The organism is Lentibacter sp. XHP0401 (genome assembly GCF_025751535.1).
In the GTDB taxonomy this organism is placed as follows: Bacteria; Pseudomonadota; Alphaproteobacteria; order Rhodobacterales; family Rhodobacteraceae; genus Lentibacter.
In genome coordinates this window covers 94920-110292 of sequence record NZ_JAOWLC010000001.1, presented here as the reverse complement: position 1 = coordinate 110292, position 15373 = coordinate 94920, and the positions used below count along the sequence as shown (strand labels likewise).

The following is a 15373-nucleotide window of genomic DNA, read 5'->3' as shown; positions in this document are numbered from 1 at the left end:
TAGCCAACAGGAGGGCCTATGTTACGTGTCTTAAGCTTTGGAATTGCAGTCTTTTTCGCGAGCTTCGCACAGGCCGAAAGTCTCCGTGCAGAGCTGCCTGAGGACATGCTTGTTGCCACCGAAGAGGCAGATTTGTCTCGATTTTTATGGACAAACAGGCTCGTCATTGTCTTCGCCGAAAGCGATGCCGATCCGCGGTTCATCGAACAGATCGAGCTTCTGGCCGAACGCCCAGATGATCTGGCCGAACGTGATGTGAAGATCGTGCTGGATTCCGACCCCGCCCTGAAAAGCGCGCTGCGCACCCAATACCGCCCGCGCGGATTTATGTTGATGCTGGTTGGCAAAGACGGGCAAGTATACCTGCGCAAACCGCTACCCTGGAACGTGCGCGAAATCTCCCGCTCAATCGACAAGCTCCCCTTGCGCCAGCAAGAAGTGCGCGATAGGCGCTTAGGCACAAACTGACGGCTCAGACGTTTCCGCGCAGAAAAAACGCCAGCCTCTCGGGCGGATAAAGGAGCAAAAGCGCGTTCTCTTCGGGCAAATAGACCATCTGTGTTTGCTCCGAAAGCAGCACGCGATAATAGCCCCGCGAAATCTTCGCATCCATGCAGTCGCGCGCGGGCCCTATGCCAGACGAGATCAACCCCAGGCCATTTGAGAGATCGCGGCTCATGATCGCCTCGGTGATCTGGTTGGGGTTCAATCCCTCCAGCGCAAATTGCACCGGTTCCTGATCGCGTATCCGCTCCAGCGCGGTGTCGAGCGTCTCGGCCAGATAATACCCTTTGCGAAACTCGCCCAGAGCCAGCGTAAACACCGCCGCCGTGCAGCTGCTCTTGGACGTAAAATGCATTGTCGTCAAAATATAGAGCCTTGAAGACAAAAGCGTTTTCACATCCTCTTCGCGGTCGAGTTCGCAACCTGCTGTCAGCAGAGCGGCCAAAAGGCACGTTATGAATTTGCGCATTCCAAAGCCCCTCCAAGCAAGGCAAAACCCTGCTCAGAGTAACGCCAAAACCTTTAGGGTTTCTTGACGCATATGTGGGGCTTTGGGGCATAGGACTTATTCGAACTCCATAATCACTTCATCAACAGCCAAGCTGTCACCCGGCGCCGCATTGATCTTGGAGACAACCCCCTTACGCTCGGCGCGCAGGATGTTTTCCATTTTCATGGCTTCAACGGTGCAAAGCGCTTGGCCGTCCTGCACTTCGTCGCCCTCTTCCACGTTGATTTTCACAATCAGCCCAGGCATTGGGCAGAGCAAAAGTTTTGACGTATCAGGCGCAACTTTTTCAGGCATCAGCCTTGCCAACTCGGCCTGGCGCGGCGTGCGCACATGCACCTTCAAATCAGCGCCACGGCTGCGGATGCGGAACCCGCCCGAGATCTTGCCAACTTTCAGCACCAGTGTGCCATCACCCACGCTAAGGCGCGCAAGCTGCTGGCCGGGGGTCCAATCCGAGGCCACGCGCTGCGAAGAACCATCCTCAAAGTGCACGGTCGATCCGGCCTTATCCGCCTCGATGCGCACGGGGAAGTCCTGCCCTTGAAGGCTCACAACCCAATCGCTACCAACAACCCGCTCGTGGTTGTCCATCCGCCCCGAAACACGCGTGCGGCGGATCTCGGCCACACGGTGCATCGCCGCCGCGCTGGCGGCAATCGCGCGCAGGGCATCCTCGCCCAGCTCAACACCCTCAAAGCCATCGGGATACTGCTCTTCAATAAAGGCTGTCGTCATCTCGCCCTTGATGAAAATATCGTGATCCATCACCGCCGAAAGGAACGGCAGGTTGTGGCCGATCCCTTCAAGCTCAAACCCGTCAAGCGCGTCGCGCATATGGGCAATCGCCTCACCGCGTGTGGGCGCCCATGTGCAAAGCTTGGCAATCATCGGGTCATAAAACATCGAGATCTCACCGCCCTCGTAAACACCGGTATCATTGCGCACAGCAAAGTCACCCGCTGGCGCATCACCCTGCCACTTGCCGCTGCTGAGAAGCGGGCCAGAGGCAGTTTCCTGCGGCGGGCGATAGCGTGTCAGGCGGCCAATGGAAGGCAGGAAGCCCCGGTAAGGGTCTTCCGCATACAGACGGTTTTCAATCGCCCAGCCTGTCAGCGTCACATCCTTTTGCGCCATGGCAAGCTTCTCGCCGTAAGCTACGCGGATCATCTGCTCAACAAGATCAACACCCGTGATCAGCTCGGTCACAGGATGCTCCACCTGCAAGCGCGTGTTCATTTCAAGGAAATAGAAGTTCTTGGCACCATCCACGATAAATTCAACCGTGCCGGCGCTGGCATAGTTCACAGCTTTCGCCAGCGCGACAGACTGTTCGCCCATCGCCTTGCGTGTTGCCTCATCAAGGAATGGCGATGGCGCTTCTTCCACAACCTTCTGCTGACGGCGCTGGATCGAGCATTCGCGCTCGCCCAGATAAATACCGTTGCCGTGGCTGTCACAGAGCACTTGAATTTCAATATGGCGCGGCTGGGTGATGAACTTCTCAATGAAAATACGGTCATCACCAAAAGAGTTGGCCGCTTCGTTCTTGCTGCTCTGGAAGCCCTCGCGCGCCTCTTCATCGTTCCACGCAATCCGCATACCCTTGCCACCGCCGCCAGCGGAGGCCTTGATCATAACGGGGTAGCCAACTTCGTTTGAAATCTTCACCGCCTCGTCTGCATCGGCAATCAGCCCCATATAGCCCGGAACCGTGCTGACTTTGGCCTCTTGAGCGATCTTCTTGGAGGTGATCTTGTCACCCATCTTCTCGATCGCGCCAACAGGTGGGCCGATGAAAGCCACGCCAGCGGCCTCAAGCGCCTCGGCAAACTTCGCGTTCTCCGAAAGGAAGCCATAACCCGGGTGAACCGCCTCGGCCCCCGTTTCCTTGATTGCGCGCATCACATTGTCGATCACAATATAGGACTGGTTCGCAGGCGGCGGGCCGATATGAACAGCTTCATCGGCCATTTGCACATGCAGTGCCTGACGGTCGGCATCAGAATAGATCGCAACCGTCTTGATCCCCATTTTCTTCGCGGTCTTGATCACACGGCATGCAATCTCGCCACGGTTTGCAATCAGGATTTTCTTAAACATGGTCCGTCCCCTCTTTGGTGCGGGCAATTATCGTGCGCGCACTTATTTCGTCATGTGTTTGATCACAAAAAAAACCAGCATCGGAAAACTCCGAAGCTGGTTTCAGGTTATTTCTGGCCCCTCGCAGGGCGGTCGCTACGCCTTTAGCAGCGTGACGGGTATTGCTGGCAATAGGCCACGTTGCCGACGGCACCGATAATTGCGCCTGTGGCAAGGTCGCCTTTGGTGACAGCCGCCGCCGCAACACCTGCTCCGCCGCCCATGAGGGCCTGCTCGCCAAACGTGTCTCCGCACCCACTGAGAAGTGCTGCCGTGCTGAGGGCCGCAACCCATTTTGTAACTGTTTGCATGTCTCTTTGCCTCGTCTTGATTTGTGTCTCGATTTATTCCGAGCCGTCTTTGCGACTCCTATATGCCAAGAACTAGACATTAGCGGCCGCGCTGCCAAGTCGCCACTAAGCGAATTACCGCCACCTGTGGCAGGAAAAAAGCAGGGCGCGCAGCCTTGGGGGCAGCTGCAACGCCCTGCAGGGGAAGGGTAACAGGCAGAGAAGATACTCTGCGCCCGAGGTCGGGCAACCATCACTCCAGCAACCTTGCATGAGCGCGAATGCGGCGGAAGAGGACATGTTCGAACAGCACGGAAATGAGCCGTTCCCTGCTCAAATGAAGAGGCGATCGGCAAAATCATGCCTGCCCCTCTTCCACGTAGGTGCCATCAAAAATATCGGGGAATGACACTTGGGCAACATCCACATTGATGCGCAACAACGCGTCATAGCTCGCAGGATCAAACGGATCTTCAGCCGCGACAACCTCTCGCCCGAACAACCACGAGAGCCGCCCTGCATCCAGATTGCCCCGCTCGAACGGCTCATCACCGAACTGCGCCCAAAGCGCAGCCATGAACCCCACATCCGCACGCTTATCGGCAGGCCTGCGGTCGCGAAAGCGCTCGCGCACGGTGATCGGTGTCACCCCGCGAGGGTTCGCACGACGAATGACAAATTGGAAATCCGTGCCAGAAAGCCGGCCCGGGAAGCCGCGATGCTTCAGCATGATGCGCCCTCCATGTTTGAGGTTGCGCTGTGCTGGCAAAGCCAAGGGAGAGCGGGCTGTGAAGCCCGCTCCCAGGTCGTCTTACTTGTATTTGCCGGTGTAGGTTGGCTCAACAGAGATTGGTGCCGGGTCAACAACAACATAATCATCGTCTGATGCTTTGTTGCCGCCGCAGGCCGAAACTGTAGCCACGAGGCCAAGTGCGCAGAGGGCTTTAAGTGTCTTGGACATTCTTTACTCCTGTTTTTTTGCTCGGACATGACCAGGGGAATTCCCCCGTCCTGCCTCTCATATGAGATGCGCGCCCCGAATGAGGCGCATGTGCGTAATATACCCGATTTGCGAAATCCCCGATATGGCCCCAGCGGGATCTCGCCACCCTGTGACGAGAAAGCCGCAAACAGCCTCCGGCAAAAACTCTGAGCCGCAACATATTGTGTTAGCATCAAAACTGCTCCCATATGCAGATGTCGTTTTGCAGCGTAAATTGCTCGAAATACTGCGTCGCGTCAGCATCAGACACACCAAACTCAAGCGCCCTGTCAGCATAGGAAATAATCACACGGTCAATGTGCTCGGGGTTGCCCACGAGCCTTGGCACCGCGTAATCCTGACACAGCATCATGAAATCCTCTACAAGTGCTTCGTAGTCCTGTGCACCGCTCTGCCCGATCTCGGGCGCAACAAAACGAAAGCGCGCATAGGTGAACATGCCGTCAGGCTTTACCTCAATGAACTCTTCCAACAACACAGGTGCAAGCCCTGAAGGCAGGCTTGGCAAGCCTTGCGCACCCGCAGGCAAGCCTGCAAAGGCCAGGCCAATACAACCCAGAAGAAAACATGGAGAACTACGCATACTCTGGCCTTATAGCGGAATGTTATCGTGCTTTTTCCACGGATTTTCGAGCTTCTTACCCCGTAGGCTCGCAAAAGCACGGCTCACCCGTTTACGTGTGCTCTGCGGCATGATCACTTCGTCGATAAAGCCACGCTCTGCTGCAACGAACGGGTTGGCAAACCGCTCTTCATAATTCGCCGCATGCTGCGCAATCTTTTCAGCGTCAGAGGCATCGGCACGGTGAATGATCTCCGAAGCGCCTTTCGCCCCCATCACAGCAATCTCGGCCGTGGGCCACGCATAGTTGAAATCACCGCGCAGGTGTTTTGAGGCCATCACGTCATAAGCGCCGCCATACGCCTTGCGTGTGATGACAGTCACTTTCGGCACAGTCGCCTCGCCATAGGCAAACAAAAGCTTCGCACCGTGTTTGATGACCCCCCCATATTCCTGGCTTGTGCCGGGCAAAAACCCGGGCACATCAACAAGAGTCAGGATCGGAATTTCAAAAGCATCGCAGAACCTCACAAAACGCGCAGCCTTGCGCGAACTGTCGATATCCAGACACCCCGCCAGAACCGTTGGCTGGTTGGCAACCACGCCCACGGTGGACCCTTCCAAACGGATGAAGCCTGTCAGAATATTCTTGGCGAAATCTTCCTGAATTTCATAAAAGTCGCCCTCATCGGCCAGCTTGTGAATGAGTTCTTTCATATCATACGGCTGGTTCGGGTTTTCGGGGATCAAGGTATCAAGGCTGGCCTCGGCGCGACCCGGCTCGTCAAAGAATGGGCGTACAGGCGGCTTCTCGCGGTTGTTGAGCGGCAGAAAGTCAACAAGGCGCCGCACTTCGGCCAGCGCCTCCACGTCGTTTTCAAAGGCGCCGTCAGCAACCGACGACTTCTTGGTATGTGTCGAAGCACCGCCAAGCTCTTCCGCCGTGACAACTTCGTTGGTGACCGTTTTCACAACATCAGGACCAGTGACAAACATGTAAGAGCTGTCTTTGACCATAAAGATAAAGTCGGTCATCGCAGGTGAATAGACCGCACCGCCTGCGCATGGCCCCATGATCAAGCTGATCTGCGGCACGACACCCGAAGCCATGATATTGCGCTGAAACACTTCGGCATAGCCCGCAAGGCTGGCAACCCCCTCCTGAATACGCGCGCCACCCGAGTCGTTGATCCCGATCACCGGCGCACCGTTTTGCATCGCCATATCCATGATCTTACAGATCTTTTCGGCATGCGTTTCGCTTAGAGAGCCGCCAAATACAGTGAAATCCTGCGAGAATACATAGACCATACGGCCATTGATCGTGCCCCAACCGGTGATTACGCCATCACCCGCAGGCTTCTGTTTTTCCATACCAAAATCGGTGCAGCGGTGGGTTTTGAACATATCAAATTCTTCAAAGCTGCCCTCGTCGAGCAAAAGCTCGACCCGCTCGCGCGCTGTCAGCTTGCCTTTGGAATGCTGCGCCGCGATCCGCCTCTCGCCACCACCGAGCAACGCTTCTGCGCGGTGATCTTCGAGCTTCTGGAGAATGTCTTTCATCATACGTCCCCTTATGGTTTTCCCCTCTATAATAGGCTATCGGCCACCGAAAAAGCCCAAACCAGCAAATTTGCAAACATACGTCAGAATAGTTTTGGCAAATTGCATAACTGCAAACTTAACCTTATCCCTTCACATCTGCTTGCGCCATCTGGACTTCCACGTAGGAGCGGCCTAGTCCTTAACAATGCAAGAACTCCCCAAGAGTCGCTTTTTTGATAAGGCGACACCGCCCCATATCATGACGCTGGTTTGCCTCACGGGTCTTTCAGCGCTGGCCATGAACATCTTCCTGCCCTCGTTGGACGGGATGACGGCCTATTTCAATACCGAATATGCCTTCATGCAGCTTTCGGTCGCGCTCTATCTGGCAATCAACGGCTTCTTGCAGCTCTTCATTGGCCCGATCTCCGATAAATACGGCCGCCGTGTCGTGATCCTCTGGGGGCTTGGCCTGTTCATCCTCGCAACCCTCGGCTGCCTGCTCTCGCAAAGCGCCGAAGTCTTCATGGTCTTCCGCATGCTTCAGGCCACCATCGCCGTTGCAATGGTGCTGGCGCGCGCCGTGGTGCGTGACATCTATCCACAAGACAGGGCCGCCTCGATGATCGGCTATGTCACGATGGGTATGTCCCTTGTCCCCATGATTGCCCCGGCCATCGGCGGCATACTGGAAGTCTGGTATGGCTGGCACGCAAGCTTCTGGATGCTTCTGGCCTGCGGCGTAGCACTTTTTGTCGTCACATGGTTCGACCTTGCCGAAACGGCCCCGCCTAGTGATAACACCCTGCGCCAGCAATTTGCCGAATACCCCGAGCTGCTCAAATCCCCCCGTTTCTGGGGCTACTGCATGGCATCCGCCTTCTCCTCAGGCGCGTTTTTTGCCTATCTCGGCGGCGCGCCATTTGTCGGCGTGCAGGTTTACGGGCTCAGCCCCGACAAGCTCGGCCTCTACTTTGCCGCTCCCGGCGTCGGCTATTTTTTCGGAAACTTCATCACCGCCCGCTTTTCAGCCCGCATAGGCATCAACCCGATGATCTTCTGGGGCAATATCATTTGCGCGACAGCTCTTTCGCCCGCCCTCCTTCTCAGCCTGTCCGGCGCAGGCTCTCCCGCCGCGTTCTTCGGCTGCGTCATGATCCTCGGGGTCGGCAACGGCATGGTTATTCCCAACGCCCAAGCCGGTATGCTCTCCGTGCGCCCACACCTCGCAGGAACGGCCTCAGGCCTCGGCAGTGCCATAATGATCGGCGGTGGCGCCGCCCTTTCCGCAGTCGCAGGCGCGCTCCTTAAAGAAGGCTCAAGCGACCTGCCGCTCATCGCCCTCATGATGCTCAGCTGCATCGCTGCCCTCAGCGTCATCATATTGGTCATCCGCCGCGAAAAACGCCTGCGTCTCTGACGTTCACTCTTTCTTATTGCCAGAAATATCCCGGGGGTCTGGGGGCTGGCCCCCAGCTTGGCCTGTGTCTAGAGACCAACCCCGGACGGTCGGATTTTCGCGGAGCGAAAATTCGAAACCAGCATCTTGCAACAACGGTTTTGCAAAGGCACACTCGCCACATAGCTAATTTGCAAATCCAAGTGAGCCCCATGCCCCAGCAAAAACTCTACGCAGGCGCCAAACTGCGCGAAACCCGCAGCCGCCTCGGCCTCACCCAAAAGGATTTCGCCCAAAAGCTCGGCGTCTCCCTCCCCTATCTTAACCAGATGGAAAACAACAAACGCCCCGTCTCTACAACCGTGGTGCTCGGCCTCGCCCAAGAGTTCGGCTTTGATGTCACCGAGCTGACATCAGCCGATAGCGAGCGGCTGGTGTCTGACATGCGCGAAGCCATGGCCGATCCGGTCTTTGCCGATGATCCGCCCCCTTTGGCCGATCTGCGCCTCACCGCCTCCAATGCTCCGGGCCTCGCGCGCGCCTTCCTCGCTCTGCACAACGCCTACCGCCAAACTCACGAGCGTCTCGCCTCGCTCGACGAGGCCTTGGGCCGCGAAGATGCCCGTCCCCAAGCCAGCCCCTGGGACGAGGTGCGCGATTTTTTTCACTATTGCGACAACTACATCGATGCAGTCGACCGCGCCGCCGAACATTTCGCCGCCCAAAGCAGTGATATTCGTCAAACCGCCGTGCGCGCCTTGCGCGACGAGGGCATCACCGTGCACGAGCTTGACCGCGCCGAGCTGCGCAACTTTGATCGCGAAACCCGCACCCTCACCATTTCAACCCGCGCCAGCCTCGGCACACGCAACTTCCAACTGCTCCTCCAGCTTGCCCTGCTAAAGCAAGACAAGCTCATCGAGGCCACGCTCGATCTCGCCCGCTTTCACTCAACCGAGGCCCGCACCATCGCCAAAATCGGCCTCGCCAATTACTTCGCGGGGGCCGCGCTTATGCCCTACACGGCCTTCCTCGCTGCCGCCCGTGAAACCCGTCATGATCTCGAAATGCTCGCGCGCCGGTTTGGTGCGTCCATCGAACAGGTCGCCCACCGCCTCTCAACCTTGCAACGCCCGAGCGCCAAGGGTGTGCCGTTTTTCTTTGTGCGCGTCGATCAGGCAGGCACAATCACCAAACGCCACTCCGCCACACGGCTGCAATTCGCCCGTTTCGGCGGAGCTTGCCCCCTCTGGAATGTGCACCGCGCGTTTGAAACGCCGGGGCGCTTCCTGCGTCAACTCGCCGAAACCCCCGATGGCGTGCGCTACATATCCATCGCACGCGATGTGAGCAAAACGGGCGGCCAGTTCGGGGCGCCCACGCGCCGCTTTGCCATTGCGCTTGGCTGTGAAGTGACCCACGCCAGCGATATCGTCTACGCCGACGGCCTCGATGTGAGCGAGAAACAAAGCTTCGAGCCAATTGGTATTTCCTGTCGCATTTGCGAGCGCACAACCTGTCACCAACGCTCCGTGCCCCCGCTTGAGCGTCGCCTGACAATCAACCCCGACAGTCGCGGTGTGCTCCCCTATGAGGTCGGCTGATGCTGCGCCTCGCAGCCTTTGCACTGTTGTTCAGCCTCGGCGGCGTTGCAATCGTCGGCCTACTGGAAGAGCGCATGCTCTATCCCTTTGACAGCCACCGGATCAGCCCCAAGGCCGCAGGCCTGTCCACAATCTCCGAAAAAATTTTTGAAACCGAAGGCGCTAAACTCGTCACATGGGTTGCGCCGCCGCGCGCGGGCAAACCCGTTGTGCTCTACTTTCACGGCAACGCAGGTAACCTCGCCATGCGCGCGCCGCGCTTTCAGCATATGCTTGCCCAAGGCTACGGCCTCGTGGCCATGGCCTACCGCGGCTCCTCCGGCTCCACAGGCTCGCCCTCCCAAAAAGCCATCGTCTCGGATGTGCGTGCGCTTTACCGCGATCTGCACAAAGTGCTCCCGTCCGATGCCCCGCGCGTGCTCTACGGCGAGAGTCTTGGAACAGGGGTTGTCATCGTGGGTCTCATGGCCTCGGAAGTGCAGCCGCGCCCCGCCGCCGTTGTGCTCGAAGCGCCCTTCACCTCTATCTCCGATGTCGCGCTCAATACCTCCCCCAAGCTTGCTCCGCTCACAAAATTTCTCACCTCACCATGGGAAAGCCTGAGAGACGCAAAAGCGCTCAACGCGCCGCTTCTTGTTATCCATGGTACAGACGATAACCTCATCCCGATAGAACAGGGGCGGCAGATATTCTCCGCCGCCCCTGCCAATTCTAAAAAATTCCTCGCTGTTCAAGGCGCTGGCCACACAAATCTCTGGCGCTCCGGTGTGCTCCAAGAGATCTGGCGCTTCATTGAAGCGTCAGGTCGCCTTTAGGCTGACAGCATCTTGTAAATCTGGTCCTTCAAGGCCGCACGTTTCTTGCGCATTTCTTCCTCGGCAAACTGGTCCGTTGGTTCCACATTGGTTTCCGCTCGGTGAACTGCACGGTTCACTTCGTAGTACTCCTCGGAAAGTCGGGCAAAATGCGCATCAGACGCTTTCAATTCACTTAGCTTATCGGCGAATTCCGGAAATTCGTCCTGCAATTCGTGAGGTGTGTGTGACATGGGCTGCTCCTGTTGCTGTCTCCAAACAAAAGGTAATGCCTAAACAGGAACCACGCCTTGATCACGATCAATAAAACTGCTCACAGTTCCAAAAACCAGCCTAAGCCCACTCGTCTTTGCTCCAAAACCGGATGTCCGAAGCAAGAAGGCCCCGGCTGGGCGACGCATCACAGCTGCGCTAAACCTCTCACAGACACTAGCGCTTGGCGCGCCGCCATCCTGCCGCCCGTGCCTCTGCTTCCGAGCAAAACCAACGCTCGCCCTTCGCGGTGCTGATCGAGGTCCGCTCGTAATGTTCCTGCCCGCGCATATGATAAATCCGCACGCCTTTGGACGAGATGTTGCCCTTAATCGCACAGGTCGCATCAGGAGCGACACGCCCCGTTGTGCGCCCGTTGACACGCGCCGCCCTGAAATCGGCAGGGTTTTCCACAAGGCTCGCATGCAAGCCACGGTCGTTCACCGCTGCACCCTTTTCGTCCAAGTCATAGTCCATCGCATATTTGCGATAAGCAAAAGCCAGCCCCTGTTGCACCAGCCAACGGCCCATATCCGTTCCGTTCACATCACATCGCGCGACGATACGATCATAACGGTCACGATCAATCTCGACACAGCGAGCGAATTTGCCCTGAAAAGCTTTGCGCACCGTGTCACTTACCCACTTGCCGCAGGCCCATGTCGTTCCATCGCGGGTCTTGCAGGTCTGGCCTGCTTCGGGCGCATCAATCCCGAAAATGCGGACAGTCTTCCCCGAAACATGAAGCGTATCGCCATCCACAATGTCCATACGCCCTGCCACATCGGCTGCCACATAGGTTGGAATACCGGATAATCCGAACAAAAGGGCCGTCGCCGCGATGTTAACCATTCTTAACATTTGGTTAACATGCGCCGCATCGGGCAGCACTTCAATGCCAAAGCTTGCTAAAGGTTAACGCTGCTCGCTCTGCCAGGCAGGATGCACCCAAGGCTCCTCATTGGCAGCCGCGAGGGGGGCACGACCAAGGATATGATCGCTCGCCTTTTCCCCCGTCATAATCGACGGCGCATTAAGGTTACCATTTGTAATTCTTGGGAAAATCGAGCTGTCCGCCACCCTGAGACCATCGACACCAATCACGCGACATTCCGAATCCACCACAGCCCAAGGGTCATCCGCACGCCCCATTTTGCATGTCCCGCACGGGTGATAAGCGCTCTCGGCGTGCTCGCGGATCACATCATCAAGCGCGTCATCCGTCTGCGCCGCAATACCAGGCTGTATCTCGTGCTTCACATAGGGTTCAAAGGCCTCCTGCCCGAAAACCTCCCGCGTCAACCTGATGCAACGCCGGAAATCTGCCCAGTCCTTTTCCTCGCTCATATAATTGAAAAGAATACGCGGCGCCGCGCTCGGGTCAGCAGATTTAAGCGTCACAGCGCCCCGGGAAGCCGAGCGCATCGGCCCCGTATGCACCTGAAATCCATGGCCTTCCGCCACTGTCTTACCATCATAGCGCACAGCGATGGGCAGGAAGTGATACTGAATATCAGGATACTCAACACCCGCCTCAGAACGAATAAAAGCACAGCTTTCAAAATTGTTTGATGCGCCCAGCCCTGTTTTGGTGAAGAGCCATTGCGCGCCAATCATGGCTTTAGACACGAGGTTCCAGTGCTTATAAAGCGTGATCGGGAGCTTCGAGGCAAACTGGATATACATCTCCAGGTGGTCCTGCAAATTCTGGCCTACGCCCTTGCGGTCCGCCATCACTTCAATCCCGTGCTCTGCCAGATGCGCCGCTGGGCCGATGCCCGAGAGCATCAAAAGCTTGGGCGAGTTAAACGCACTCGCCGCCAGTATTACCTCGGCGCGCGCTTCGATCACCTCACTCTTGCCGGCCCGTTTGAGTTGCACACCCACGGCACGCCCGTCCCTGATCACCACTTTTTCGGCCAACCCGCGCACGACTGTGCAGTTCTCACGCTTCAAAGCGGGCTTCAAATATGCATTCGCCGCCGACCAGCGCCGCCCTTTGTGAACAGTTTGCTCAAACGCGCCAAAACCTTCCTGTTGCGCGCCATTATAATCTGCCGTCACAGGATAGCCCGCTTGCCGCCCTGCCTCGACAAAGGCATGAAACAGGGGATTTTTCCGTGGCCCACGGCTCACATGCAGCGGCCCATCCGTGCCACGCCAAGCAGGGTCACCACCATGGCCGCCATCGCTCCAGTTTTCCATGCGTTTGTAGTAGGGCAGCACATCGGCATAGCCCCAGCCCTCGGCCCCGCTGTCGCGCCAGTGGTCAAAGTCGCGCGCATGTCCGCGCACATAGACCATCCCGTTGATCGAGGATGAGCCACCGATCACCTTTCCACGTGGCGCAACAAGCCGCCGCCCACCAAGATGCGGTTCAGGCTCGGTCATATAACCCCAGTCATAGCGCCTCATATTCATCGGATAGCTCAGAGCCGCAGGCATCTGGATAAACGGCCCCGCATCCGTGCCGCCATGCTCGATCACAATCACCGAGCGTCCGGCTTCACTTAAGCGGTAGGCCATGGCACAGCCCGCCGAGCCTGCGCCGATGATTACATAATCAGCTTGCATGGTCATTCGCCTCTCGGAAAGCGTTGGTTTTCTTCAAGCACGTTGAGATCCATGTGGTTGCGCATGTAGCGCTCGGACGCTTTTTGCAGCGGCTGGTAATCCCAGGGAAAATAGCCGCCTTCCCGCAAGGCTTCATAAACAACCCAGCGCCGCGCCTGGCTCTGGCGCACGTCGGCGTCAAACTCTTCCAAGTCCCAGCGTTCTGCCGCCATTATGCGAAACCGCTCCAGAACTTCGGCATTTTCAGCCTCTTCGGCCACATTACGCAGCTCACTGGGGTCAGCCTTCATGTCGAACAGCTGCTCTGGATCGAGCGCACAATTGGTGTATTTCCAGCGTCCCTGGCGCAGGCACACCAGCGGCGAATAGCTCGCCTCGGCGGCATATTCCATCGCCACAGGGCTCTTGCGCTCCCCCCCTTGCCCAAGCTTCACAAGGCTCTCACCTGTCGTCCAAGGCATCACCTCGGCCATACTTACCCCGGCAAGGTCGCAAAGCGTGGGGCAGACATCAATGTTGCTCACGGGCGTTTCTACTAGCCCCGCTTCCATCTGCGGCGCCGCAATCATCATAGGCACACGCGCCGAGCCTTCCAGAAAACTCATCTTAAACCAAAGCCCGCGCTCACCCAACATATCACCGTGATCGGAGACAAACAGGATTGTCGCTTCCTGCCGCGTGCTTTCCAAGGCCTCCAGAATTTCGCCGATCTTGTCATCCAGATAGGAAATATTGGCAAAATACGCCCGCCGCGAGCGGCGGATATCTTCTTCGGTAATGTCAAAAGAACGCCAGTCATTGGCATCAAATATGCGCTTGCTGTGCTGGTCGTGGTCCTCGTATTTCAGTGCAGGAACTTCGGGTAAAAGATGCTCGCAATTCTCATACAAATCCCAGTATTTCTTGCGCGCCACATAAGGGTCGTGGGGGTGCGTAAAGCTCACCGTCATACACCATGGCCGCGCATCAAGCCCGCGTCCGTAGTCATAAACCTTGCGCACCGCGTGATAAGCCACCTCATCGTCATATTCGAGCTGGTTGGTGATCTCGGCCACACCTGCACCCGTGACGCTTCCCATATTGTGATACCACCAGTCGATCCGCTCACCCGGCTTGCGATAGTCCGGTGTCCAGCCAAAGTCGGGCGGGTAAATATCTGTCGTCATCCGCTCTTCAAAGCCGTGCAACTGGTCAGGGCCAACAAAATGCATCTTGCCTGACAAGCACGTCTGATAGCCCGCGCGGCGCAGATGGTGCGCATAGGTGGGAATGCTTGACGCAAACTCTGCCGCATTGTCATATACGCCTGTAGCACTGGGAAGTTGCCCCGACATAAACGCCGCGCGCCCGGGCGCGCAAAGCGGACTGGCCGTGTAAGCATTCTTGAAACGGGTCGATCGCGCGGCCAGTTTCTTGAGGTTGGGCGCATGCAACCACTCCGCAGGCCCGTCGGGAAAGAACGTGCCGTTGAGTTGGTCGACCATGATAATCAGAATATTCGGTTTGCTCATTTTGACTCCTCTTGGCCCAGCTCCAGCCGGACATATCCCATGATTTGCTCCAGCGCGCGTGCGCCGTTCGGCTCCGCCTCACCAAGCGATTGCCTCAAATAAACGCCATCAATCAAAGCCGCCACACGGCTTGCAACCGCCTCGGCGCGCAGCCCGACAAGCGGGCGCAGCCCATGCGCAAGGTTCGAGCGCAAGCGGCGGTGATAGATGTTAAGCAGGCGCTTGGCCCCGGGCGACACCTGCGCCAGAACATAAAAATTCATCCACGCCGCCACAGTATCAACGCGAAAGTTGCGGCTGGAGAAAGACGCACGAATAATCGCCTCGACCCGCTCGGCAGGTACATCAGCCATAGCCAGCGCCCCCCGAACCTCGGCGGCATAAACGCCCATGGTGTAGCGCATCGCCGCCACAAAAATCTGCTCCTTGCCACCGAAATAGTGATGCGCCAGCGCGCTCGACATGCCCGCCCGCCGCGCAATCTGGCTCACCGTCACATCAAGCGTGCCGTGCTGGCCGATTTCGGCAATAGTTGCTTTTACCAGAGCCTGTCTTCGAATAGGCTCCATTCCAAGTTTCGGCATTGCAGCCCCCAAAAGTTGCGTAGCCGAGATTGTTTTGTTTTTATTGACTCGTCAATCAAGAAAGACGTCACCAACGGGAG

General features: G+C 57.3%; 16 protein-coding genes. 4 read left to right on the top strand and 12 right to left on the bottom strand.

From position 1 onward, the window contains the following. Positions 1 to 18: 18 nt before the first annotated feature. Positions 19 to 468 (top strand): DUF4174 domain-containing protein, encoded by a 450-nt coding sequence (locus OE750_RS00600; protein WP_263760300.1) that lies wholly within the window; start codon positions 19 to 21, stop codon positions 466 to 468. Between the two features lie 4 nt (positions 469 to 472). Here OE750_RS00600 and OE750_RS00595 read toward each other — a convergent pair whose 3' ends face one another. The 7 genes from OE750_RS00595 to OE750_RS00565 form a co-directional block, all read right to left on the bottom strand. Then, the gene (locus OE750_RS00595) at positions 473 to 973 is read right to left on the bottom strand and encodes a hypothetical protein (RefSeq protein WP_263760298.1); all 501 of its coding nucleotides are present in this window, start codon (positions 971 to 973) and stop codon (positions 473 to 475) included. A gap of 96 nt (positions 974 to 1069) precedes the next feature. Further along, positions 1070 to 3115: an acetyl/propionyl/methylcrotonyl-CoA carboxylase subunit alpha gene (locus OE750_RS00590; protein WP_263760296.1), complete on the bottom strand. Its 2046-nt coding sequence runs from the start codon at positions 3113 to 3115 to the stop codon at positions 1070 to 1072. A gap of 143 nt (positions 3116 to 3258) precedes the next feature. Then, entirely contained in the window at positions 3259 to 3465 is a 207-nt protein-coding gene (locus tag OE750_RS00585) for a hypothetical protein (RefSeq protein WP_263760294.1), read from the bottom strand. A gap of 337 nt (positions 3466 to 3802) precedes the next feature. Further along, a complete protein-coding gene (locus OE750_RS00580; RefSeq protein WP_263760292.1) occupies positions 3803 to 4174 on the bottom strand; it encodes a hypothetical protein in 372 nt (123 codons plus the stop codon). Between the two features lie 81 nt (positions 4175 to 4255). Beyond that, positions 4256 to 4405 carry a hypothetical protein gene (locus OE750_RS00575; protein ID WP_263760290.1) on the bottom strand — a complete coding sequence of 50 codons (150 nt, stop codon included), beginning with the start codon at positions 4403 to 4405 and terminating at the stop codon, positions 4256 to 4258. 214 nt (positions 4406 to 4619) lie between these two features. Continuing rightward, positions 4620 to 5030 (bottom strand): DUF6497 family protein, encoded by a 411-nt coding sequence (locus OE750_RS00570; RefSeq protein WP_263760288.1) that lies wholly within the window; start codon positions 5028 to 5030, stop codon positions 4620 to 4622. Between the two features lie 9 nt (positions 5031 to 5039). Continuing rightward, positions 5040 to 6572, bottom strand: a complete 1533-nt coding sequence (locus OE750_RS00565) for an acyl-CoA carboxylase subunit beta (RefSeq protein WP_263760286.1) — start codon at positions 6570 to 6572, stop codon at positions 5040 to 5042. A 187-nt stretch (positions 6573 to 6759) separates the two neighbouring features. Between OE750_RS00565 and OE750_RS00560 the strand changes: the two genes are divergently transcribed. From OE750_RS00560 to OE750_RS18145, 3 genes are all read left to right on the top strand, one after another. Beyond that, complete coding sequence (locus tag OE750_RS00560) at positions 6760 to 7974, top strand: multidrug effflux MFS transporter (protein WP_263760284.1); 1215 nt, start codon at positions 6760 to 6762, stop codon at positions 7972 to 7974. Between the two features lie 191 nt (positions 7975 to 8165). After that, positions 8166 to 9557 carry a helix-turn-helix domain-containing protein gene (locus tag OE750_RS00555; RefSeq protein WP_263760282.1) on the top strand — a complete coding sequence of 464 codons (1392 nt, stop codon included), beginning with the start codon at positions 8166 to 8168 and terminating at the stop codon, positions 9555 to 9557. Then, positions 9557 to 10372 (top strand): alpha/beta hydrolase, encoded by an 816-nt coding sequence (locus OE750_RS18145; protein WP_318527955.1) that lies wholly within the window; start codon positions 9557 to 9559, stop codon positions 10370 to 10372. The genes OE750_RS00555 and OE750_RS18145 overlap by 1 nt, the downstream gene beginning before the upstream one ends. Here the strand turns inward: OE750_RS18145 and OE750_RS00545 are convergent. The 5 genes from OE750_RS00545 to betI form a co-directional block, all read right to left on the bottom strand. After that, entirely contained in the window at positions 10369 to 10605 is a 237-nt protein-coding gene (locus OE750_RS00545; protein WP_263760280.1) for a YdcH family protein, read from the bottom strand. The two genes, OE750_RS18145 and OE750_RS00545, sit on opposite strands and share 4 nt — an antisense overlap. 196 nt (positions 10606 to 10801) lie before the next feature. Further along, positions 10802 to 11485, bottom strand: coding sequence for a thermonuclease family protein (locus tag OE750_RS00540; RefSeq protein WP_318527954.1), 684 nt, complete (start codon positions 11483 to 11485; stop codon positions 10802 to 10804). A gap of 54 nt (positions 11486 to 11539) precedes the next feature. After that, the gene (betA, locus tag OE750_RS00535) at positions 11540 to 13198 is read right to left on the bottom strand and encodes a choline dehydrogenase (RefSeq protein ID WP_263761160.1); all 1659 of its coding nucleotides are present in this window, start codon (positions 13196 to 13198) and stop codon (positions 11540 to 11542) included. A gap of 2 nt (positions 13199 to 13200) precedes the next feature. Next, a complete protein-coding gene (gene betC, locus OE750_RS00530) occupies positions 13201 to 14709 on the bottom strand; it encodes a choline-sulfatase (RefSeq protein ID WP_263760278.1) in 1509 nt (502 codons plus the stop codon). Next, positions 14706 to 15293, bottom strand: a complete 588-nt coding sequence (gene betI / locus OE750_RS00525) for a choline-responsive transcriptional repressor BetI (protein ID WP_263760276.1) — start codon at positions 15291 to 15293, stop codon at positions 14706 to 14708. The genes betC and betI overlap by 4 nt, the downstream gene beginning before the upstream one ends. Positions 15294 to 15373 lie beyond the last annotated feature (80 nt).

What these genes read in the sequence shown, in the direction of transcription:
- OE750_RS00600 (WP_263760300.1), top strand. Translation starts at nt 19, where the DNA reads ATGTTACGTGTCTTAAGCTTTGGAATTGCAGTCTTTTTCGCGAGCTTC.
- OE750_RS00595 (WP_263760298.1), bottom strand. Translation starts at nt 973, where the DNA reads ATGCGCAAATTCATAACGTGCCTTTTGGCCGCTCTGCTGACAGCAGGT.
- OE750_RS00590 (WP_263760296.1), bottom strand. Translation starts at nt 3,115, where the DNA reads ATGTTTAAGAAAATCCTGATTGCAAACCGTGGCGAGATTGCATGCCGT.
- OE750_RS00585 (WP_263760294.1), bottom strand. Translation starts at nt 3,465, where the DNA reads ATGCAAACAGTTACAAAATGGGTTGCGGCCCTCAGCACGGCAGCACTT.
- OE750_RS00580 (WP_263760292.1), bottom strand. Translation starts at nt 4,174, where the DNA reads ATGCTGAAGCATCGCGGCTTCCCGGGCCGGCTTTCTGGCACGGATTTC.
- OE750_RS00575 (WP_263760290.1), bottom strand. Translation starts at nt 4,405, where the DNA reads ATGTCCAAGACACTTAAAGCCCTCTGCGCACTTGGCCTCGTGGCTACA.
- OE750_RS00570 (WP_263760288.1), bottom strand. Translation starts at nt 5,030, where the DNA reads ATGCGTAGTTCTCCATGTTTTCTTCTGGGTTGTATTGGCCTGGCCTTT.
- OE750_RS00565 (WP_263760286.1), bottom strand. Translation starts at nt 6,572, where the DNA reads ATGAAAGACATTCTCCAGAAGCTCGAAGATCACCGCGCAGAAGCGTTG.
- OE750_RS00560 (WP_263760284.1), top strand. Translation starts at nt 6,760, where the DNA reads ATGCAAGAACTCCCCAAGAGTCGCTTTTTTGATAAGGCGACACCGCCC.
- OE750_RS00555 (WP_263760282.1), top strand. Translation starts at nt 8,166, where the DNA reads ATGCCCCAGCAAAAACTCTACGCAGGCGCCAAACTGCGCGAAACCCGC.
- OE750_RS18145 (WP_318527955.1), top strand. Translation starts at nt 9,557, where the DNA reads ATGCTGCGCCTCGCAGCCTTTGCACTGTTGTTCAGCCTCGGCGGCGTT.
- OE750_RS00545 (WP_263760280.1), bottom strand. Translation starts at nt 10,605, where the DNA reads ATGTCACACACACCTCACGAATTGCAGGACGAATTTCCGGAATTCGCC.
- OE750_RS00540 (WP_318527954.1), bottom strand. Translation starts at nt 11,485, where the DNA reads ATGTTAAGAATGGTTAACATCGCGGCGACGGCCCTTTTGTTCGGATTA.
- betA (WP_263761160.1), bottom strand. Translation starts at nt 13,198, where the DNA reads ATGCAAGCTGATTATGTAATCATCGGCGCAGGCTCGGCGGGCTGTGCC.
- betC (WP_263760278.1), bottom strand. Translation starts at nt 14,709, where the DNA reads ATGAGCAAACCGAATATTCTGATTATCATGGTCGACCAACTCAACGGC.
- betI (WP_263760276.1), bottom strand. Translation starts at nt 15,293, where the DNA reads ATGCCGAAACTTGGAATGGAGCCTATTCGAAGACAGGCTCTGGTAAAA.